The organism is Kitasatospora sp. NPDC058170 (genome assembly GCF_042883905.1).
Classification (GTDB): Bacteria; Actinomycetota; Actinomycetes; order Streptomycetales; family Streptomycetaceae; genus Kitasatospora.
In genome coordinates this window covers 1-20,130 of sequence record NZ_JBHVUV010000048.1, presented here as the reverse complement: position 1 = coordinate 20,130, position 20,130 = coordinate 1, and the positions used below count along the sequence as shown (strand labels likewise).

15 protein-coding genes are annotated in these 20,130 nt (G+C 72.3%); 8 read left to right on the top strand and 7 right to left on the bottom strand.

Annotated elements, in window-relative coordinates:
• Positions 1-47 precede the first annotated feature (47 nt).
• Entirely contained in the window at positions 48-356 is a 309-nt protein-coding gene (locus tag ACFVVX_RS35320; protein ID WP_387951894.1) for a hypothetical protein, read from the top strand.
• A 76-nt stretch (positions 357-432) separates the two neighbouring features.
• Here the strand turns inward: ACFVVX_RS35320 and ACFVVX_RS35315 are convergent, their stop codons facing one another.
• The 3 genes from ACFVVX_RS35315 to ACFVVX_RS35305 form a co-directional block, all read right to left on the bottom strand.
• Complete coding sequence (locus ACFVVX_RS35315; RefSeq protein ID WP_387951892.1) at positions 433-1,110, bottom strand: response regulator; 678 nt, start codon at positions 1,108-1,110, stop codon at positions 433-435.
• Complete coding sequence (locus tag ACFVVX_RS35310) at positions 1,107-2,369, bottom strand: sensor histidine kinase (RefSeq protein WP_387951890.1); 1,263 nt, start codon at positions 2,367-2,369, stop codon at positions 1,107-1,109. Before ACFVVX_RS35310 ends, ACFVVX_RS35315 begins: the two co-directional genes overlap by 4 nt.
• A 147-nt stretch (positions 2,370-2,516) precedes the next feature.
• On the bottom strand, positions 2,517-4,799 hold the full coding sequence (locus tag ACFVVX_RS35305; RefSeq protein ID WP_387951888.1) for an MMPL family transporter: 2,283 nt from the start codon (positions 4,797-4,799) through the stop codon (positions 2,517-2,519).
• 526 nt (positions 4,800-5,325) lie between these two features.
• Here ACFVVX_RS35305 and ACFVVX_RS35300 point away from each other — a divergent pair.
• Positions 5,326-7,323 carry an ATP-binding cassette domain-containing protein gene (locus tag ACFVVX_RS35300; protein WP_387951887.1) on the top strand — a complete coding sequence of 666 codons (1,998 nt, stop codon included), beginning with the start codon at positions 5,326-5,328 and terminating at the stop codon, positions 7,321-7,323.
• Positions 7,324-8,453: 1,130 nt separating this feature from the next.
• On the top strand, positions 8,454-9,101 hold the full coding sequence (locus tag ACFVVX_RS35295) for a LuxR C-terminal-related transcriptional regulator (RefSeq protein WP_387951885.1): 648 nt from the start codon (positions 8,454-8,456) through the stop codon (positions 9,099-9,101).
• On the opposite strand, the gene ACFVVX_RS35290 is transcribed toward ACFVVX_RS35295, so the two are convergent.
• Positions 9,093-9,905 carry a BTAD domain-containing putative transcriptional regulator gene (locus tag ACFVVX_RS35290; RefSeq protein ID WP_387951883.1) on the bottom strand — a complete coding sequence of 271 codons (813 nt, stop codon included), beginning with the start codon at positions 9,903-9,905 and terminating at the stop codon, positions 9,093-9,095. The genes ACFVVX_RS35295 and ACFVVX_RS35290 overlap by 9 nt on opposite strands.
• A gap of 300 nt (positions 9,906-10,205) precedes the next feature.
• Here ACFVVX_RS35290 and ACFVVX_RS35285 point away from each other — a divergent pair, with 300 nt between their 5' ends.
• Complete coding sequence (locus ACFVVX_RS35285) at positions 10,206-12,242, top strand: GTP-binding protein (RefSeq protein WP_387951882.1); 2,037 nt, start codon at positions 10,206-10,208, stop codon at positions 12,240-12,242.
• A 651-nt stretch (positions 12,243-12,893) separates the two neighbouring features.
• Here ACFVVX_RS35285 and ACFVVX_RS35280 read toward each other — a convergent pair.
• The 3 genes from ACFVVX_RS35280 to ACFVVX_RS35270 all read right to left on the bottom strand — a co-directional run bounded on the left by ACFVVX_RS35280 (position 12,894) and on the right by ACFVVX_RS35270 (position 16,411).
• The gene (locus tag ACFVVX_RS35280; protein ID WP_387951880.1) at positions 12,894-14,579 is read right to left on the bottom strand and encodes an FAD-dependent oxidoreductase; all 1,686 of its coding nucleotides are present in this window, start codon (positions 14,577-14,579) and stop codon (positions 12,894-12,896) included.
• Positions 14,572-15,510: an aromatase/cyclase gene (locus ACFVVX_RS35275; protein ID WP_387951878.1), complete on the bottom strand. Its 939-nt coding sequence runs from the start codon at positions 15,508-15,510 to the stop codon at positions 14,572-14,574. The genes ACFVVX_RS35280 and ACFVVX_RS35275 overlap by 8 nt, the downstream gene beginning before the upstream one ends.
• A 115-nt stretch (positions 15,511-15,625) precedes the next feature.
• A complete protein-coding gene (locus ACFVVX_RS35270) occupies positions 15,626-16,411 on the bottom strand; it encodes an SDR family NAD(P)-dependent oxidoreductase (RefSeq protein WP_387951876.1) in 786 nt (261 codons plus the stop codon).
• A gap of 174 nt (positions 16,412-16,585) precedes the next feature.
• Here ACFVVX_RS35270 and ACFVVX_RS35265 point away from each other — a divergent pair, with 174 nt between their 5' ends.
• The 4 genes from ACFVVX_RS35265 (at position 16,586) to ACFVVX_RS35250 (ending at position 20,014) form a co-directional block, all read left to right on the top strand.
• Complete coding sequence (locus tag ACFVVX_RS35265; protein WP_387951874.1) at positions 16,586-17,005, top strand: nuclear transport factor 2 family protein; 420 nt, start codon at positions 16,586-16,588, stop codon at positions 17,003-17,005.
• A gap of 12 nt (positions 17,006-17,017) precedes the next feature.
• Positions 17,018-18,568, top strand: a complete 1,551-nt coding sequence (locus ACFVVX_RS35260) for a class I adenylate-forming enzyme family protein (protein ID WP_387951872.1) — start codon at positions 17,018-17,020, stop codon at positions 18,566-18,568.
• Between the two features lie 102 nt (positions 18,569-18,670).
• On the top strand, positions 18,671-18,961 hold the full coding sequence (locus tag ACFVVX_RS35255; RefSeq protein WP_387951870.1) for an antibiotic biosynthesis monooxygenase family protein: 291 nt from the start codon (positions 18,671-18,673) through the stop codon (positions 18,959-18,961).
• Positions 18,962-18,973: 12 nt separating this feature from the next.
• Positions 18,974-20,014, top strand: coding sequence for a methyltransferase (locus ACFVVX_RS35250; RefSeq protein WP_387951869.1), 1,041 nt, complete (start codon positions 18,974-18,976; stop codon positions 20,012-20,014).
• Positions 20,015-20,130 lie beyond the last annotated feature (116 nt).

Here is a 20,130-nt window from a genome sequence, read left to right as displayed (position 1 = left end):
CGTACTAGTGGCGTGGGCCGGACAGGCCCCGGAACCGGAGGTTCGTGATGGGCAAGACGTTTCTCTACACCGAGATCCAGGCGGCAGTGCCGTTCGATCAGTTCGACTGGCACCAGGTCAACGCGGCACTGAAGACCGCACCGGGCCTGATCCGCAAGACGTGGCTGTCCGGGATCGGCACCCACACCATCGGCGGCTTCTACGAGTTCGACAGCGCCGAGAACGCCCTGGCCTTCGCCCAGGGCCCCTTCGCCGAAGAAGCGCGCCGGGCCGGAGCCCCGGCGACGACACGACTGTTCGACGGCGACATCGTCAAGGACGCCAGCCTCGACCTGAACTCGCCGTACTACACCTGACACCGCAGGCCGCCGCCGACGTCGGTTCGAGCGGGTTCACGCGGGCACGAGAGCACGCGGCCACGCGGGCACGCGGTCAACGGGCCGGTCGGGCCACCGGGACGAGACCGGACTGGTAGGCGATGGCCACCAGTTGGGCGCGGTCGCGGGCGTCGAGCTTGGACATGGCGCGATGGACGTGGGTCCGCACGGTGAAGGGGCTGACGTACATCCGCTCGGCGATCTCCTCGTTGGTCAGGCCGGTGGCCGCCATGGCCATCACCTCGCGCTCGCGGGCGGTGAGTGCCGACAGCCGCTGCGGCGCGTCGGTGGCGGCGGGCTCGGGCTGGGCGAGCAGCTGGTCGATCACGGCGCGGGTGGCGGCGGGCGAGAGCAGGGCCTCGCCCGCCGCCACCGTCCGCAGCGCCGCGAGCAGTTCCTTCGGGTCGGCGCCCTTGCCGAGGAAGCCGCCGGCGCCCGCCCGCAGGGCCTGGGCCACGTACTCGTCGATCTCGAAGGTGGTGAGGATGAGCACCCTGGTACCCGCGAGGTCCTCGTCCCCGCAGATCGCGGCCGTCGCGGACAGCCCGTCCACACCGGGCATCCGGATGTCCATCAGGACCACGTCGGGCCGGGTGGCCCGGGCGAGTTCGACGGCCTCGCGACCGTCGGCGGCCTCCCCCACCACCTCCATGTCCTCGGCCGCGTCGATGAGCACCCGGAAGGCGCCGCGCAGCAGCGCCTGGTCGTCGGCGAGCAGTACGCGAATGGTCATGCGTGGTCCTTGTCGTCTCGGGCGGCGGCGGTGCGCAGGGGCAGTTCGGCGGAGACCAGGAAGCCGCCCCCCGGGCGGCGGTCGGCGGAGAACCGGCCGCCCACGGCGGAGGCCCGCTCGCGCATGCCGATGAGTCCGAAGCCGGTGGCACCGGCCGCCGGGGCCGTGCCCACCAGGGCCGGCGCGGCCCCGGCGGACACAACGCCGACGGACACGGTCCCGGCGCGCCCGGACGCGGCGGGCCCGCCGTTCGCGACGGTGAGCACGACCCGGCTGTCGGAGTAGGCCAGCGTGACCTCGGCGCCGGAAGTCCGGGCGTGCTTGGCCACGTTGGTCAGGGACTCCTGGACGATCCGGTAGGCGGTCAGGTCGACCCCGGCGGAGAGCGGGCGCGGCTCGCCCTCGACCGCGAGCCGGACCGGCAGGCCGGTGCGCTCGAACGAGCTGATCAGGGCGGGGAGCCGGCCGAGGCCGGGGGCCGGCTCCAGGGGCGCCTCGGGATCGTCGGCGCGGCGCAGCAGCCCGACGGTGGCCTTGAGCTCCTGCAGTGCGGAGCCGGTGGCGTCCGTGAGGTGGCTGAGCATCTCCCGGGCCTCGGTGGGGTGGGTGTCCATGAGGTGGACGGCGATCCCGGCCTGGGCGTTGGCCAGGGCGATGTGGTGGGCGACCACGTCGTGCAGGTCGCGGGCGATCCGGATCCGCTCGTCGGCGACCCGGCGGCGGGCCTCCTCCTCCCGGGTGCGTTCGGCGCGCTCGGCGCGCTCCTCGATCGCGGCGAGGTGGGCGCGCCGGTTGCGGATCGAGTCGCCGATGGCGCCGGGCAGCACCACCCAGGTCAGCACCCCGATCTTCTCGCCCAGCGGGGCGCCGGAGTCGATGATCAGGGCGGTGCCGGTGAGCACGACGCCCGAGACGGCCGTCGCCACCCGCGCGGTGAGCCGGTCGGTGCGCACCGCGAGGAAGTAGAGCGCGACGAGGAGCGGGGCGACCAGGGTCGGGCTGGGCCGGGTGGCGGTCAGCTCCACCAGGACACCGCAGCCCAGCGTCACGGCGGCCACCGTGCGCGGGTACCGGCGGTGGAAGAACACGGCCACGCCGGAGAGCAGCGCCAGGACGAGCGCCGAGGGCTCGGGGCGCCCGTAGTGACCGCTCGGGTAGACCATGGTGCCCGCGACGGTCAGCGCGATCAGCGCGAGCCCGGACACGGTGTCCAGCAGACGGGGGCGGCGGCGGGCCAGGCGCTGCCAGATGTCGGTCATTCTCCTGCTCTCCGGTTCCGGGGGTGCCCTGGCGGCATCCCCGGCCGGGGTTCTGCCAGTACGGCGTCCGCCGCCGGGCGGCGGCGACGGGCGTGCCGGGGGCCGTCGGCGCGAACGGCGACGGCCCCCTGACCTCGGAGGAACGATTCAGACCCCCACCGAGTGCCTGACCGGCTCAGGCGCCGGTGCCCGGGTCTCCAGTCGGGCGCCCTCCACGTCGATGTCGGGCAGGATCCGCTCCAGTGGGCGCGGCAGCCACCACGCCCTGCGGCCGAGCAGGGCGAGGGCGGCCGGCACGATCGCCATCCGGACCACGAAGGCGTCGAAGGCGACGGCGGCGGCGAGCCCGAGGCCCATCATCTTGATCATCGGTTCGTTCATGCCGATGAAGCCGGCGAAGACGCTGATCATGATGAACGCGGCGGCCGTGACGACGCGGGCGTTGTGCCGGAAGCCGGTGACGATCGCCTCGCCGGGCTCCTCGCCGTGGACGTAGGCCTCACGTATTCGGGTGACCAGGAACACCTCGTAGTCCATGGCCAGGCCGAAGACCACGCCGACCAGGAAGATCGGCATCACGCTCATCACCGGGCCGGTCTGGTCGACCCCGATCAGGTCGGCGAGCCAGCCCCACTGGAAGACCGCGACCACGGCGCCGAGGGCGGCGGCCACCGACAGCAGGAACCCGAGCGCCGCCTTCAGCGGGACGAGGACGGAACGGAACACCACCAGCAGCAGGAGCACGGCCAGGCCGACCACGACCGCGAGGTAGGGCACCAGTGCGTCGGTGAGCTTCTGGGAGACGTCGATGTTCATCGCGGTGGCACCGCTGACCAGTACCGCGGCTCCGGTGGTGGTCCTCAGCCCGTCCGCCCGGTCGCGGATGGCCTGCACCAGGTCCTTGGTCTCGGCGGCGCTCGGGCCGGTGGACGGGACGGCGTTGATCATCGCCGTGTCCCCGGTCCCGTTGAACATCGGGGGCGACACCGACACCACCCCCGGCAGGGCCGCGACGGTCCTGCCGATCTGCTCGGCGGCCCCCTTCGGGTCCGCGACGCCCTTGGCGTCGACCAGGACGGTCAGCGGGCCGTTGAAGCCGGGGCCGAAGCCCTCGGAGAGCAGGTCGTAGGCGCGGCGCTGGGTGGTGGAGGTCGGCTGCGACTCCTCGCCCGGCAGGCCGAGGCGCAGGTCGAGGGCGGGCACCGCGAGGACGCCGAGGCCGATGACGCCGGTCAGCAGCACCGCCACCGGGCGGCGCAGGACGAGGCGGGCCCAGCGGGTACCGCCGTTGACCGGCTGCGCCCCCGCGGTACCGGTCCCGTCGACGACCGGGCTGGGCCCGGACTGAGTGTGCGGTGCCCGTCGGAAGCGGCTGCCCCGGCTGCGGGCACCGCCGAAGGCGCGGCGGGCGGGCGAGCGGCGGGGCAGGATCCGCCGGCCGAGGAAGCCGAGCAGGGCCGGGACGAGGGTGAGGGCCACCAGGACCGCCACCACGACCGTGCCGGCGGCCGCCAGACCCATCTTGGCGAGCACCGGTATGCCCACCACGGAGAGGCCGGCCAGGGCGATGACGACGGTGAGCCCGGCGAACACCACGGCCGAACCGGCCGTGCCGACGGCGCGCCCGGCGGCCTCCCTCGGTTCGTGGCCGTCGGCGAGCTCGGCGCGGTAGCGGGAGATGATGAAGACCGCGTAGTCGATGCCGACCGCGAGGCCGAGCATCATCGCCAGGGTGCTGGTGGTACTGGAGAGCCCCAGCGTGCTGCCGAGTGCGGTGATGCCGGCGATGCCGAGACCGACCCCGATCAGGGCGGTCAGCAGCGGCAGCCCGGCGGCGGCCAGCGACCCGAAGGTGATCACCAGGACGACGGCGGAGATCGCCATGCCCACCGCCTCCGCCGACCCGCCCGCCTCGGGCTCGGCCTGGAGGGCGGTGCCTCCGACCTCGACGGTCAGCCCGGCGTCCCGCCCGTGCTGAGCGGCCTGCCGGAGGGCGTCCGTGGCGGACGTGGTCAGCTTGCCGGGCTTGGCCTCGTAGCCGACCGTCGCGTAGGCGGTCGAGCCGTCCTTGGAGACGGCGCCCGCCTGGAACGGGCTGACCGCGCTGGTGACCTGCTCGGCGTGGGCGAGCTCGGCGACCGTCCGCTCCACCGCCTGCTGGTTGGCGGTGGCGGTGATCTTCTGCCCGGACGGGGCGACGAAGACCAGGCGTGCCGAGGCCCCCTCGGCCATGGCGCCGGGGAAGCGCGCGTCCATCAGGTCGAAGGCCTGCTGCGCCTCCGTGCCGGGCATGGCGAACCCGTCGTCGGGTGCGGCCGGTGCCTTGGCGGCCAGCACCCCGGCGGTCGCCAGCAACGCGACCCAGAACAGGGCCATCAGTCGGCGCCGGAGAAAGGCCCATCGGCCCAGGCGGTACAGGATTGTGGCCACGGAAGAGCTGACTCCTTCGGATGACGATCACCAGGTGCACGCCCGGACGCACCCCGCGGCCTGTCGGCCCGGGTCGCCCGAAGCATGGCCATCCTCGGTCGGCCGGGGCCCTCGCGTCGTCATCGCTCCGCAGGCAGTTCGCGTACTGCGCACGCAGTAGCGGACCACCTCGAACGGAGTACTCCGGGCCTCACCCGGAGTAGGTGGGCCTACACCGCGGCCTACCTTCTCCCCGACCGCCTGCCGACGCGCGGCCACCCCCGTCCTCCGGGTCCCACCCGGACTCCCCGCGCCGCCTGCCCCGCTCCCTGCCGCCTCCTGGCGTTCGTGCCACCCGAGCGAATTCCCCACCCGCCGATGAATCACACGTTCGAGTGGCCTCGCGGCGACACGCCGGGCAAGCCCGCCGGAGAGCGGCATCATCGTCTCTCCGAGGCCCCAACGACCCGTGAGGAGACGGCCGTTGACCACCACGACAACCAGTCAGAACGATAAACCGACGGACTCCGGGAAACACACCGAGGAGATGGCCTGGAGCTACCAGGGCGACACCAGCGGCCAGGCGGCGGCCGCGATGACCCCCGCCCGGATGGCACGCCGGCTGCCCCAGCTGATCGCCCGCTCCTTCGCGCCGGCCTGGCGGCTGGACCGCGGATCGGTCCTCGCCCTGCTGGCCTGCCAGGTGGTCTCCGGCGTGCTCGGCGCCTTCGGGCTGTTCGCGACGACGGGCACGATCACCGCGCTGGTGGGCTCCGGGGACGTGTCCGGCCGGATGTGGGACGCGGCGCCCTCGGTCCTGTTGATCGCCGCCGCCGCGGGCCTGCGGGCACTGCTGGGCATCGTGATCACCTGGCTGTCGCACCGCCTGTCACCGAAGATCTCCCGCGAGTCCGAACTGCGGCTCGCGGCGGCGACGATGAACGCCGAGCTCTCCGCCTACGACACCTCGGGGTTCCAGGACCGGTGGGACGCCGCCGACCGGGGCGCCGAGGTGTCCCAGGAGATCCTCGGCCAGGCCCAGAACGTGATCGCCGCCGCCGCGTCGCTCGTCGCCGCGGCGAGCGTGGCCGGCATCCTGCACCCGCTGCTGCTGCCGCTGCTGCTCCTGGCCGCGCTGCCGCAGGGCATCGCCTCGATCAAGGTGGCCCGGCTGCAGTACCTGGCCATGCTCGACACCTTCGCCGACCGGCGCGTGCTGGCCCTCATGCGCTGGTTCATGGCCGACAAGGCGTGCGCGGACGCGATCCGGGCCGACACCATGGCCCCGGTCCTGCTGGACCGCTACGCGCGGGCCGGGTCCAAGATCGACCGGCGCACCAACGAGGCGGCGTGGACGGCGCTGCGGGTCTCCCTCGCCTGGGCCCTGGTCTCCGGGGCGGGCGGCGCGCTGGTCTGGGGCGCGCTGGTCTGGCTGCTGTCCACCGGCCGGATGTCCGTCGTCTCGGCCGGCGCCGCGGTGTTCGCCCTGGTCGCGGCCGGGAACGCGCTGCGGGGCGTGGTCGGCGAGGGCACCACGCTGTTCCGCACCGGGATGTACCTGGACGACTGGTCGACCTTCCTGGACGAGGCAGGCGGCCACCGCCTCGACCGCGGCCGGGTCACCCCGGCGCCGCCGGACCGGATCGAGGTGCGGGGGGTCGGCTACCGGTACCCCGAGACCGACGCCGCGGCCCTGGAGGACGTCGACTTCACCATCCGCCGGGGCGAGATCGTGGCCGTCGTCGGCGTCAACGGCTCCGGCAAGTCCACCCTGATGCGGCTGCTGACCGCCCTCTACGTGCCCACCGCGGGCACCGTCCGCTGGGACGGCACGGACACCCGGGAGCTGGACCCGCACGCCGCCTGGAGGCATGTCGCCGTCACCACCCAGGAGTTCGCCCGCTGGCCGATGAACGCCGCCGACAACGTCCACCTCGGTCAGCCCGTGGACGACCCGGCCGCCCTGGAGCGCGCGGCGGCGGCCACCGGTGCCGACGAGGTCGTCGCCGATCTGCGCAGCGGCTGGCGGACGCTGCTGTCGAAGAAGTGGTGGGGAGGTGTCGACCTCAGCTCCGGTCAGTGGCAGCGCCTTGCCGTGGCCCGCTCCTTCTACCGGCCGGCCGCACTCATGGTCCTGGACGAGCCGACCTCCGACCTCGATCCGCGCGCCGAGCACCGGATCTTCCGGAACCTGCGCGTACTCGCCCGCAACCGGGCCATCGTGCTGGTCACCCACAACCTGATCAACACCGCCGTGGCCGACCGGATCGTGGTCCTCCACAAGGGCCGCATCATCCAGGAGGGCACCTTTCCCGAGCTCACCACCGCCGAGGGCGCGTTCCGCGAGATGTGGCTCATGCAGCACGACCGCGGCGACCACGGCATCCCGGTCCAGCCCACCGGCAAGAGCAGCACCGACCGGGACGCCCCTGGCAAGCAGGAGCGCACCGAACGGGAGAGGAGCGAACAGGAGAGGAGCGAACAGGAGAGCACCGAACGGGAGAACCCCGCAGGAGAGAGCACCGCAGGAGAGGGCGCCGGGTGAGGGCGGCCGCCCGGCCAGGCACGACGGCATCAGGCCGCCGGCGGATGTCACCTGTGCGCTACCCCCGAGGTGGGAGCCAGCTCGCCGGACCGGCCCCGCCCCGAGCGGGCCCCGGGCCGTCGGCCCGTCCGCCGACCAGGGGCGACCAGGGGCGACCGACCACACCGAAGCGGCCATCCGGGCCAACAGGCCTGCCCGAAAGGGCAGTTCAGGGGATTGCAGGGTGCACCCGGCTGGTCGGGCGGCCGCACACCGGCGGTCGGGCGGCGGTCGGCCACCCTCCGCCCAGGCCACCGCGGGCCGACGCGGGCGTCCTGATCATTTAGCGTCACCTTCCCCGTTTCCCCACGCGTCAATCACACGCGGAGGGCATTCCCGAGCCCGCACCTCCGCTCTGTTTACGGAGAGCGAAACCATCCCGTGATCTCACCCCCGCCCAGGCGGCGAAAAAGTGCCCTTGGGATGTCCCTGACGGTCGGTTAGGTTCTCCTTATGGCACGTCGTGACGACGGACCGGCACCGCCGCCGCGTCGGACCGCATTGGCCGACTGCTTCTGTGGCCCGCCGGGTCGGGAACTGCGGCCGCCCCACGGCAAAGCGGCCCGTCGACCACCGACAACCGTGCCATTAACCCACCGAAATCATCCACCAACCGACGATCGGGAGAAAATGATCGGCTGGCGAACCCGGCTCGACGGCCGGCCCCGCGCACGTACGGCGACCCTCGCCGTACGGGTCGGCGTCGCCGCCCGAGCGGGCTCCGGCCATCCGACACCACGGTCGGCACCTGCGGAGTCCCAGATTCCGCCGGGCGCCTCGCCGCCCGCCCCGGGCGACGGGGCCCGCACCCGCGGGGCGACGCGAAACGGCTTCACCACCGTCCGGAAATCGGACGGCACCGCCGCCGGAATGACGGACGGACCCCACCCCCGCCGGTCGAAACCGGCGGGCCCCCCGGGTGAGGACAGCCGAATGACAACAGTCGGGCACCACGACTCACCGCGCCCGACATCACCAGAATACGGCCACACCGGGTGGCACCGGGAAACGGCTTCCGCGGCGCATTCCGCGGCGGTCGCGAACGGCTCCCACAACCGGGAAAACCGCGCCTGTTACCCACGGGACTTATCGTGACACTGCTGAAGACCCGCACATCGATCCTCGTCGTCGAAAGAAATTCACTGCTGCGCAAGGGCTTGCACGCACTCTTCTCCGCCGAGTCCGATCTGGTCGTCCACGCGACCGTGAGCGACGTGACCGAGGCCTTGGAGGTGCTTTCGGAGCACCGCATCGACGTGGTGCTGTACGGGGCGAGCGAGTCCCTCGCGGCCGCCGAGCACGCCCTGGTCCGACTACTGGACCGGGGTTCCCCCTGCCGGGTGGTCGTGCTGAGCAAGCACGAGAGACCCGGCGAGGTGGAGATGTACCTCAGCTCCGGAGTGAGCGCCTATCTGCCCGAGGACGTGACCAGCGACTGCCTGGTGTCCGTGGTCCGGGGGCTGGCCGTCAACCGGGACCGGGTGTACATCATGGCCTCGCGGTCCGGCCTGGGCCTGGCGACCGGCCAGCGCGGAGCCCAACTCTCCTCCCGGGAAAGGGAGATCATGGGGTTGGTGGCGAACGGCCTGAGCAACTCCGCGATCGCCCTGCGCCTCAGCATCGCCCCGGGCACCGTCAAGCGCCATCTCAGGAACGTCTTCGTCAAACTCAACGCGGTCTCCCGGATCGACGCCGTCAACAAGGCCAGGGCCGCCGCGCTCCTGGTGCCGTTATGCTGAGCGGGCCGTCCGGCCGTGCTCCATCAACGGCGGCAGCGCGCCGGGCCGGCGCGGCTCCCGCAGCTGCACGACGCCGCTGAGCAGGTCGTTGTGCAGGTCCCGCAGCGGTTGCGACGGATCGATGCCCAGGTCGTCGTTGAGCTTGCGGTAGAGCGAGCGGTAGACCTGCAGCGCCTCGCTGCGGCGCCCGGCCAGGTCCAGCGCGAGCATGAGCTGCTCGTGGAACCACTCGTTGAGCGGGTGGTGCAGGGTCAGTGACCGCAGTTCCGGGATGAGTTCCCGGTGCCGGCCGATCTGCTGGTCGGCCAGGATGCGGTTCTCCAGGGCGCGCAGGCGCATCTCCTCCAGGACCGCCACGTGACCCGCCAGCGTGCCGCCGACGGGGATGTCCGCCAGGGCGGAGCCGCGCCAGAGCCGCAGCGCCTGGCGCAACCGGTCCGCCGCCGCCTCGGGGTGCCCGTCGGCCAACAGGCGGGCGCCCTCGAGGTGCAGCCGCTCGAACTCCTGGGCGTCGAGCTCCTCCTCCCCCAGCAGCAGCAGGTATCCCGGGGCCTTGGTGAGGATGAAGTCGCGGCCCTCCGCCCGGCAGAGTTTGCGCAGTTGGTAGATGTAGGTCTGCGCGGTGGTCACCACCGTCCGCGGGGGGTTGTCGCCCCAGATCTCCTCGATGATGACGCCGAGATCGACGATCCGGTTCGCGTGCATCAGCAGGATCGCCAGAGTCCACCGGACCTTCAGTGCGCTCGGTGTGCAGTGAATACCTGAATCGAGGACTTCGAGCGGGCCGAGAACATTGAACCTCATGATGCCTCCGATTTCGCCGAGATTATCGCTCGACCCATATATATCCACTCTTCGATCAAGCCCTCAAGGGGACTGCGCGCAAGGTGGCACCTCCGCTATTCCAAGGCGTCCGGCGCAGTTGTTCCAAAGGGAATACTCCCCCGCCGATCGACCCCCGCCGATCGGCGGACCCACCGTCAAGTGCTGTTAGACTGGAGCACGTTGGACCCCTGTCTCGATCCAAGGAGAATGACGTGCCCCGAAAGATCCGTGTTGCTCCGGTTATGCAAGCGAAGACCGAAGAACTAGGGGAAGCACGTCATGTCAAGCGTGAACATCGGAATCCTGGCCCATGTCGACGCCGGTAAGACCAGCCTGACCGAGCGGCTGCTGTACACCGCCGGCGTCATCGACCGGATCGGCAGCGTCGATCGCGGTGACACCCAGACCGACTCCCACGAGATGGAGCGGCAGCGCGGCATCACCATCCGGTCGGCGGTGGTGTCCTTCACCGTCGGCGACGTGAAGGTCAACCTCATCGACACTCCCGGCCACCCGGACTTCATCTCCGAGGTGGAACGGGCCCTCGGCGTGCTCGACGGCGTGGTGCTGGTCGTCTCCGCGGTGGAGGGCGTCCAGGCCCAGACCCGGCTGCTGATGCGCACCCTGGTCAAGATGGGCATGCCGGTGATCCTCTTCGTCAACAAGATCGACCGTATGGGCGCCCGCTACGACGACCTGCTGGAGTCGATCCGCTCCGAACTCACCCCGACCATCGTGCCGATGACCAGGGTGGACCGGATCGGGACGCCGCAGGCCCGCGCCGTGGCCCGCCGGATCGCGGCCGAAAACCTCGGGCTCTCCACCGACCAGCGAGAGTCGCGGGACGACCTCGGAGAACTGCCGGACGACTTCGCCACCGACCTCGCCGACGCACTGGCCGACCGCGGCGACGCCTTCCTGGCACGCTACCTCGACGACGAGGCGGCGCTCACCGAAGAGGACTACACCACCGAGCTCGCCCGGCAGACCCGGCTGGCGCAGCTGTACCCGGTGTTCTTCGGCTCGGCCGTGGCCGGCGCCGGCATCGCCGAACTGATGGACGGAATCACCAGCCTGTTTCCGGTCAATCACACAGGCGCCGAAGGCTCACCGCGTGGCACGGTGTTCAAAATCGAACGCGGCTGGGCCGGCGAGAAGGTCGCCTTCGTGCGGCTGCACTCGGGCGTGCTCGGACCCCGGAGCAAGGTCTCGATCCACCGCCAGGACCAGCACGGCGCCCTTGTCGAGCTGCCCGGCCGGACGACCGTGGTCGAGGTGTTCGACCAGGGCTCCGCGGTGATCGAGGCCGAGGCCCGTGCCGGGGACATCGCCAAGGTCTGGGGGCTCAAGGGCATCCGGATCGGCGACCAGCTCGGCAGCGCCGAGGGGCTGGGCGACCAGCACCTCTTCGCGCCGCCGAGCCTGGAGACCGTGGTCAGGGCGACCAGGTCCGGGGCGATGCCCGAACTGTACGAGGCGCTCCTGCAGTTGGCCGACCAGGATCCGTTCATCAACGTGCGCAAGAACGACGAGGAACAGGAGGTCTCGGTCTCCCTCTACGGGGAGGTGCAGAAGGAGGTCATCAAGGCGACGCTCGCCGACGACTACAAGCTGGACGTGGTCTTCGAGGGCAGCCGGATCATCTGTGTGGAGCGGCCGGTCGGGGTCGGCGAGTGGGTGGAGGAGATCGACTACCGGAGCAAGACCTTCTTCTGGGCCACGGTCGGGCTGCGGGTGGAGCCCGGTGCACTCGGCTCGGGGGTCGTCTTCCAGCGGTCGGTCGAACTGGGCTCGCTCCCGCACGCCTTCCACAAGGCGGTCGAGGAGGCGGTGCGCTCGACGCTCCACCAGGGCCTGCACGGCTGGGAGGTGCTCGACATCCTGGTGACGCTGACCCACACCGGGTTCGCCAGCCCGGTCAGCGCGGCGGGCGACTTCCGCAAGCTGACACCGCTGGTCCTGATGAACGCCCTCAAGCAGGCGGGGACGCAGGTGTTCGAGCCGGTCAACAGGTTCGAACTGGAGGTGCCGGCCGAGAACGCCAGCACCGCCCTGCTGAACCTGGTGGAGTGCACCGGCACTCCGGAGACCACGAAGGCGACGGGCACGACCTGCCTGGTGGAGGGCACCATCCCGGCCCGCACCGTGCAGGAGTTCGAACAGCGGCTGCCGGGGCTGAGCCAGGGTGAGGGCGTTCTGCTCACCCGGTTCCACAGCTTCCAGCCGGCCGTCGGCGCGACGCCGAGCCGCCGCCGGACCGACACCAACCCGCTGGACCGCAAGGAGTACATGCTGCGGGCGTTCGGCCGGATCTGACCTTACGGTCACCACCGAACAAGAGGGCCGGAAAGCACGGACAGGTCCCGATCACCGATGGTGATCGGGACCTGTCCCGTTCCTGCGGCACGCACTCCCGCGGCGACACGCGTCCGCCGGGCCGTGCGCCCGCCCGGGGCGGGCAGCGTCCGGCCGACCGCCCTTCATCCAACCCGCTCCCGCGCCAACGATTTTGACGGGACGCACCAGCACCGTGAATCCACCCGCCGCAGGGGTGCTCCCGGATTGCCCGGTGCGATCCCGCGTAATTCCCGCCGGCGGCCCGTGAAATGGCCGGGTCCACCGTGCGCAATGGGCGCCGGAAGGGCGGAACTCCACACGCATGTAAGCGAAAGACGGGTGCGGACCGAAGTCTCCCGCCCGGATGAACCGCGGTCCGGCCCCGGCGGGCAAGTTCGTCACCCCACCATGGCCACCGGCGAAACCCGGCGAAGTATTGGAGTATTCCCGGGAGTCGGTCGACACAGGCGTTCCGGCGGCACAATGTGACCAGGGACACGACATCCCCGGCAACGCGACATCTCCGGCGACGCGATCTCCCCGGCGACACAATGTGACCGACAACAGGATGTGACCGTTGACCGGTGACCGGTGACCGGGCGGCGGTCGACCCAATCGAATGCCCACCGGTCAGTGAGGCACAGGGGCGACCCCTTCCGGCAGCAGCGCACAGGCCCGCAGCACTTCGGGGATCCGCTCCGGGCCGCGGTGCCGGGCGGCGAGATAGCCGTCCGGGCGGATCAGCAGGAACTCGCCGGGTTCCAGGCCGAGCGAACGGCGCAGCGTGCCGTCCGCGTCGGCCAGCACGCCCGGCCCGTCGCCGTCGGCCAGCAGCCGGACGGAGACGGCGGCGCCGAACGAACGCTCCGCCTCCGCCAGGGCCGCCCGGAAACCGCCGAGCCCGTCGAGCCCGTCGAGCCCGTCGCGCCCACCCGACCCCGCCACCCCGTCGGGCCCGCCCGGCCCGACCGCGGGCACACCGGCCAGCAACGTCCAACGGGGATCGGCGAGTTCGGCGCGGAGCGCGCCCCATTCGGCCTGGCCGCCCGCCGGTCCGGCAGTGCCGGGCACCCGGTCGCCGGGCCTGATCCCGCCGGTGGCGTCGGTCGGCAGGGTGAGCGGGCTGTCCGGATAGGCCAGGGCCAGCCCGCAGAAGCCGCGGATCATCCGGCCCTCGATCCGGCGCCGCAGCGGCGGGACCCGGCGCAGCACGGCGGTGCCGACGGTGAGCAGCGCCGGTGCCAGCGCGGTGCGCAGCGAGACCAGTGCGGTGGCGGTCCGGGTGGAGCGCAGCAGCACGGCCCCGGTCGGCACCCGTTCGGCGTCGTAGCTGTCGAGCAGTTCGGGCCCGGCGTGGCCGCGGACGACGTCGGCGAGCTTCCAGGCGAGGTTGTAGGCGTCCTGGAGCCCGCTGTTCATGCCCTGGCCGGAGGCGGGGCTGTGGACGTGCGCGGCGTCGCCGGCGAGGAAGCAGCGGCCCGAGCGCATCCGGGTGATCTGGCGCTGCTGCACGGTGAACACCGAGAGCCAGCTGGGCGCGCCGACCTCGACCGGCCGGCCGAGGGCCCGGCCGATCTTGGCGGCCAGTCTGCGCCGGACCAGTTCGGGGTCGTCGGCCCCGGCGACGTCCACGGTGTCCACGACGCGCCACTTGCCCGGCTCCGGGAAGGGCACCAGCAGCAGCGTTCCGGGATCGGTGTGCAGCAGGTGGTTGCTGTCCGGCGCCAGGTCGGCGTCGAGGGTGACGTCGGCGTTGAGCCACTCCTGGGTCGAGTCCCCGACCAGTCGCATGCCGAGCTGTCGGCGGACGGTGCTGCGCCCGCCGTCCGCACCGATCAGCCAGGGCACCGTCGTCTCCTCGATCCGCCCGTCGGGGTGGCGCAGGGTGACCCCGACGGCGTCGGGCCCGGGCTGGACGGCGGTCAGTTCGACGCCCCACTCGATGCCGACGCCGTGCCGGGCGGTGCGCTCGCGGAGCACCCGCTCGGTCACCACCTGGTCCACCATCAGGCTGAAGGGGTAACGGGTGGGCAGCGTGTCGTAGTTGGTGTCGAAGCGGACCAGGGTGCGGCCCCGGCGGTGCATGGTGAAGTGGGTGACCCGGCGGCCCAGGGGCAGCAGTGCGTCGAGCGCCCCCATCTGGTCGAGCACCTCCATGGTCCGGGCGTGCACCGCGAGTGCCCGGCTGCTGGTGGCGGGGCCGTCGGCGGCGTCGATCAGCCGCACCCGCACGCCGCGTCGGGCGAGCTCGTGCGCCGCGGTGAGCCCGACCGGGCCGGCGCCCGCGACCAGGACGGTCGGCGGTCGGTCAGCCATGGCGCTCCTCGGCGAAGCGCTTGGCCAGGGCGAGGGTGGCACGGCTGTTGCCGCCCGCGGCCTGGCGGATGAACGCCCGGGCGGAGGCGATGGTCGCGTCGGGGCCGAGGACGGCGGGGATCGCCTCCGGGTTGAGGACGACGGCGTGCCAGGAGGTCACCCGGACGCCGTGCTCGGTCTGCGCGAAGGACCAGCGGCCGGTGTGCGCGGACATCATCGAGGGGGTGCGCAGCTGCTTGTAGGCGATGCCCGCCCCGGGGAAGCAGATGCGGATCGACTCGGTGGTGTGCTCGGAGCCGTCCGCGGTGCGGGTGTCCATCGACATGTGCTGGATGCCGGGGGTGTCCTCGCGCAGGTCGAGGCGGGCCACGTGGGGCAGCCGGGTCGGCCACTCGGCGGCCTCGTTGAGGAAGCCGTAGACCGTCTCCAGTGGGGCGTCGACCAGCACGGAGTCCTCGAACTCGAACTCCAGGCGGGCCAGTTCGGCCCAGCTCTCGGCGAGCTGCTTGATGTTGCCGAGTTCGGTGCGGCTGTTGCGGTCGGTGGCCCGGGTGATCCAGTCGACGCCCTGCGGGTCGTCGTCGACGGCGGTGAACTCGTGGGTGAGGACCAGGGTGGAGCCGCCGGGCCGCTCGCGGACCTGCCACTCCCCCGCCATCGAGGCGACCGGGGGTGAGGAGACCTCCTGGCGGAAGCCGATCCGCCGCCGGCCGCGGTCCAGTTCGCGGCGCGAGGTCCAGTGCGCGACCTCGCCGTTGGCGCCGGCCCAGATCCGCAGCCGCTCGACGCCCGCCGCCAGCTCCGCGTGCTCCACGTGCAGGGTGGGTCCGAACCGCCGGGGCCATGCCCTGGCGTCGGCGATGACGGCGTAGACGACGTCGGCGGGGGCGTCCACGTCGATGTCGTGGGTGGTGTGCTCTGTGCGGGTCATTCGTCGACCACCTTCCGTCGCGGGTTCTCTCGTGGTGTTCAGTCGGGGGTTCCGTCTGAGATCAGAATCTGATGACACGTCAGATCGATTGTCCAAAAAGGGTCCTGATGGACGATCAGTAGATTCCGAGGCCGCCGCAGACGTTGATCGCCTGGGCGGTGACGGAGGCGGCCGCGGGCGTGGTCAGGTACTCGACCATCCCCGCCACCTCGTCCGGGGTGGAGTAGCGGCCGAGCGGGATCTTCTGCTCGAAGCGCTCGAGGACGTCCTCCTCGCTGGTCTCCCAGGTGGCGGCGTACGCCTGGCGGACCCGGACCGCCATCGGCGTCTCGACGTAGCCGGGGCAGACCGCGTTGACCGTGGTGCCGGTGACGGCGAGCTCCTTGGCCAGCGCCTTGGTGAACCCGATGACGCCGGCCTTGGACGCCGAGTAGGGGGCGCCGAGCGGGACGCCCTGCTTGCCGCCGGTGGAGGCGACGGTGATGATCCGCCCGTGGCCGGCCTGCTCCATGCCGCCGGTGGTGAGCACCTCCCGGGTGACCCGGAAGACGCTGGTGAGGTTGGTGTCGATCACGTCGTTCCAGAGCTCGTCGGTGATCGTGGAGGTGACACCTCCTCCGTTGCGCCCGGCGTTGTTGACCAGCACGGTGATCGGGCCGAACCGGTCCACCGCGGCCCGTACGAGCCCTTCGACGTCCTGCTGGGAGCGGACGTCGGCCGCGGCGCCGTCCACGTCGAGCCCCTCGGCGCGCAGCCGCTCGACCGTCTCGGCGACGTCCTTCCCGGTGCGGGCGCAGAGGAAGACGCGCAGGCCGCGTCGTGCCAGCCGGACGGTGGCGGCCAGTCCGATCCCGCTGGTGGCCCCGGTCACCAGGGCGACCCCGGTTGTCTCGCTGCTCATCGCATCAGCCTCCGCTGCAGAGTCCGTGGGCCCGTTGGCCCCTGGGCCCGACCCTGCACCGCGGGCTTCGAATCCCGTTCGAGCGGGCCCGCACGGAACGCGCTCGACGGGGATTCGAAACGGGGCTGGGAACGTCGCCCTACCGATCCCCAACAACCCGAGGAGGCCCCGCAGATGCCCGGAACGCTCTACGAGGAGGTCCAGCACTTCTACGGCCGGCAGATGCGCCACCTGGACGAGGGCGCGGTCACGGAGTGGGCCGCGACCTTCACCGAGGACGGCGTCTTCGCCGCCAACGCCCGGCCGCACCCGCAGGAGGGCCGGGCGAGCATCGAGCAGGGCGCCCGGGAGGCCTCGGCGCGGCTGGCCGCCTCCGGTGTCCAGCACCGGCACTGGCTCGGGATGCTGGAGGTCGCCGAGCAGCCGGACGGCAGTGTGCTCGCCAAGACCTACGCGCTGATCGTCGCGACGCCCAAGGGCGGCGCCGCCGCGGTGCACCTCAGCTGCAGCTGCGAGGACCTGCTGGTGCGGGAGGCCGGGGAGCTGAAGGTCCGGCACCGCCAGGTGTACCGGGACGACCTTCCGGCCGTCTGAGAGGAACCCGACGTGGCTATCCCATCGGACAGTACGACCTTCGGTGCTCCCCTGGACACCGTGGCGGAGCTGATCGGCGGCCCGAGGATCGACGACCTGCTACGGCGCTCGGCCCTGCGGGCACCGCGGCACCCGGCGCTGGTCGCCGAGGGCCTGGTGTTCGACTACGCCGGGCTGGACGAGCGGGTGACCGGCTGCGCCGAGGCCCTGCGCGGCGCGTTCGGCGGCCCGCGGACGGTGATCGCGATCGCCGCCGAGCTCACCGCGGAGTTCGCCGTCACCTTCCTCGGGATCTCCCGCTCCGGGAACACCAGCGCCATGTTCAACCCGCTGATCTCGGACGACACCCTGGTGCACGTGCTGAACGCGTGCGGGGCGCGGGCGGCGCTGCTGTCGCCCGCGATGCACCGGCGGGTCTCGGCGGTGCGGCACCGGATCCCGGCGCTGGAGCACGTCGTGGTGACCGCCGACGCGGGGGACGGCACTCCCGTGCTCGACGACCTGCCGCGGACCGCCGTCCCGGACGGCGAGGAGGTGGACACCGCCTGCCTGCAGTTCACCAGCGGGACGACCGGCGCCCCGAAGACGGTCCGGCTGAGCCACCGCAACCTGCTGGTGAACGCCGCGCAGTCGGCGCACGCCCACCGGCTGGAGGCGGACGCGGTCTCGCTCAACAACCTGCCGTCGTTCCACCTGATGCACCTGAACACCGCGCTCGCGGTCGGCGCGACCCACGTGCTCTGCCCGGAGCAGGACCAGGAGGCGATGGTGGAGCTGGCCGGCGTCTGGCGGGCCACCCACCTGTACAGCCTCCCGGTGCGGCTGTCCCGGCTGGCCGGGGACCTGCGGCTGCCGGCGCTGCGGATCCCCTCGCTGCGGGCGGTGCTGTCCGGGGGCTCGGCGCTGCCGCCGCGCACCACGGCGGCCCTGTCGGAGCACTTCGGGGTCCCGGTGGTCCAGGGCTACGGTCTCGCCGAGACCTCGCCCTCCACCCACTTCGACCTGCTGGACCGGCCGACCACCGGATCCTGCGGCCCGCCGGTGGCCGGGACGGCCTGCCGGATCGTCGACGTGCAGACCGGCGCGGTGCTGCCGGTGGGCGAGAAGGGCGAGATCCAGGTCAAGGGACCGCAGCTGATGCTGGGCTACCTCGGCGACGGCCACCCGGCCGTGCCCGCGGACGGCTGGTTCAGCACCGGTGACGTCGGGCGGATCGACGAGGAGGGCCGGCTGGCCGTCGTCGACCGGATCAAGGACGTCTTCAAGTGCGACAACTGGCTGGTGTCGCCGACCGAGATCGAGCGGGTGCTGATGCGGCACCCGGCGGTCGCCGACTGCGTGGTCTTCGACCACCCCGACGAGCTGAGCGGCGCCGTCGCCGTCGGACTCGTCGTCCCGAGGGGCCCGGACGTCGACCCGGCCGCCCTGACCGCTTTCACCAACGCCCAACTGCCCTACTACGAGCACCTGCGGCACCTGCGGCTGGTGGAGGGCATCCCGCGCTCCGCCACCGGCAAGGTCCAGCGGCGCGATCTGCGCGACTGGGTGCCCGGCCGCTCCTGACCCGCGGCCGAGCACGCGCTGCCGAGCACCGGGGGCCAGGTACCGGGTGCCAGGTACCGGGTGCCAAGTACCGATCACCTTCAACCGACCAGGAGGAACACCGTGTTCACCTTCATCAACCGCTTCACCGTCACCGGCGACGTCGCCGAGTTCGAGACCCTCGTCAAGGAGATCACCGAGCACATGAGCGCCCAGCCCGGGTTCCGCTCGCACCGGCTGTACCGCTCGGCCGCCAACGCCCTGGTGTACGTGGAGACCGCCGAGTGGGACGACGCGGCCTCGCACAAGCTGGCCACCGCCGACCCGGCGTTCCGCTCGCGGGTCGGCAAGGTGATGGCGCTCGCCCAGGCCGAGCCGGCCCCGTTCGACCTGATCGCGCAGCACGGCGCCTGAGGAGAGCAGAAGATGACAACGACTGGCGAAACCATTCCGCAGGCGGTGATCCGGCTGCGCGAGCTCGCGCTCGGTGCGGCCGGCGCCGCCTCCGTCCGCGCGGCGGCCCGGCTGGGCCTGGCCGACGCGCTCGGCGAGGAGCCCGCCGCGGTGACCGATCTGGCCCGGGCGGTGAACGCCGACCCGGACGCGCTGCAGCGGCTGCTGCGCTCGCTGACCTGCTACGGCGTGTTCGCCGAGCAGCCCGACGGCCGGTACGCGCACACCGACTCCTCCCGGCTGCTGCGGGAGGACACCGACCGCACCCTCAAGCACATGGTGCTCTGGGGCACCGAGCCGTGGACCTGGGAGCTGTGGGGGCACCTCGACGAGGCCGTCCGCACCGGCAAGGCCGTCTTCCCCGAGCTGCACGGCATGGACTTCTTCGACCACCTCCACGACCAGTCGCCGGAGTCGGCCGCGGTCTTCGACAAGGCGATGACCCAGTCCAGCCGGCTCTCCGCCCTCGCCCTCGCCGACCGGCTGGACCTCAGCGGGGTCGGCACGGTGGTGGACATCGCCGGCGGCCAGGGGCACGTCCTCGCCACGCTGCTGGAGCGCAACCCGGGGCTGCGCGGCACCCTGCTCGACCTGCCCGAGGTGGTGGCGGGGGCCGACCCGCGGCTGCAGCCCGGCGGTGCGCTCGCCGACCGCGCGACGCTGCTGGGCGGCGACTGCCGCCGGGAGATCCCGGTCTCGGCCGAGGTCTACCTGCTCAAGAACATCCTGGAGTGGGATGACGAGAGCACCGTCCTGACCCTGCGCAACGTGGTGGCGGCGGCCTCGCCGGGCAGCCGCGTCATCGTGGTCGAGAACCTGGTGGACGGCAGCCCCGAGATCCGGTTCACCACCGCGATGGACCTGCTGCTGCTGCTCAACGTCGGCGGCCGCAAGCACACCAAGGCCGGGCTGGTCGCCCTGGTCGAGGAGGCGGGCCTGCAACCGGTCGAGGTCCGCCCGGTCAACTCCTACCTGGACCTGGTCGAGAGCGTGGTCCCCGGCAGCGAGGGCTGACCGCCGCGCCCCGGCGGTACGGCGTCGGGGCCCCCCACCCCCCCGGGCGGGGGGGCCCCCCCGGGGGGGGCCCCCCCCCCCCCCCCCCCCCCCCCCCCCCCCCCCCCCCCCCGGGC

Bases quoted from the DNA above. Each gene is read 5' to 3' on its own strand.
- ACFVVX_RS35275 (WP_387951878.1), bottom strand. From the start codon at position 15,510: ATGACCCGCACAGAGCACACCACCCACGACATCGACGTGGACGCCCCC.
- ACFVVX_RS35285 (WP_387951882.1), top strand. From the start codon at position 10,206: ATGTCAAGCGTGAACATCGGAATCCTGGCCCATGTCGACGCCGGTAAG.
- ACFVVX_RS35310 (WP_387951890.1), bottom strand. From the start codon at position 2,369: ATGACCGACATCTGGCAGCGCCTGGCCCGCCGCCGCCCCCGTCTGCTG.
- ACFVVX_RS35315 (WP_387951892.1), bottom strand. From the start codon at position 1,110: ATGACCATTCGCGTACTGCTCGCCGACGACCAGGCGCTGCTGCGCGGC.
- ACFVVX_RS35290 (WP_387951883.1), bottom strand. From the start codon at position 9,905: ATGAGGTTCAATGTTCTCGGCCCGCTCGAAGTCCTCGATTCAGGTATT.
- ACFVVX_RS35320 (WP_387951894.1), top strand. From the start codon at position 48: ATGGGCAAGACGTTTCTCTACACCGAGATCCAGGCGGCAGTGCCGTTC.
- ACFVVX_RS35265 (WP_387951874.1), top strand. From the start codon at position 16,586: ATGCCCGGAACGCTCTACGAGGAGGTCCAGCACTTCTACGGCCGGCAG.
- ACFVVX_RS35280 (WP_387951880.1), bottom strand. From the start codon at position 14,579: ATGGCTGACCGACCGCCGACCGTCCTGGTCGCGGGCGCCGGCCCGGTC.
- ACFVVX_RS35250 (WP_387951869.1), top strand. From the start codon at position 18,974: ATGACAACGACTGGCGAAACCATTCCGCAGGCGGTGATCCGGCTGCGC.
- ACFVVX_RS35300 (WP_387951887.1), top strand. From the start codon at position 5,326: ATGGCCTGGAGCTACCAGGGCGACACCAGCGGCCAGGCGGCGGCCGCG.
- ACFVVX_RS35270 (WP_387951876.1), bottom strand. From the start codon at position 16,411: ATGAGCAGCGAGACAACCGGGGTCGCCCTGGTGACCGGGGCCACCAGC.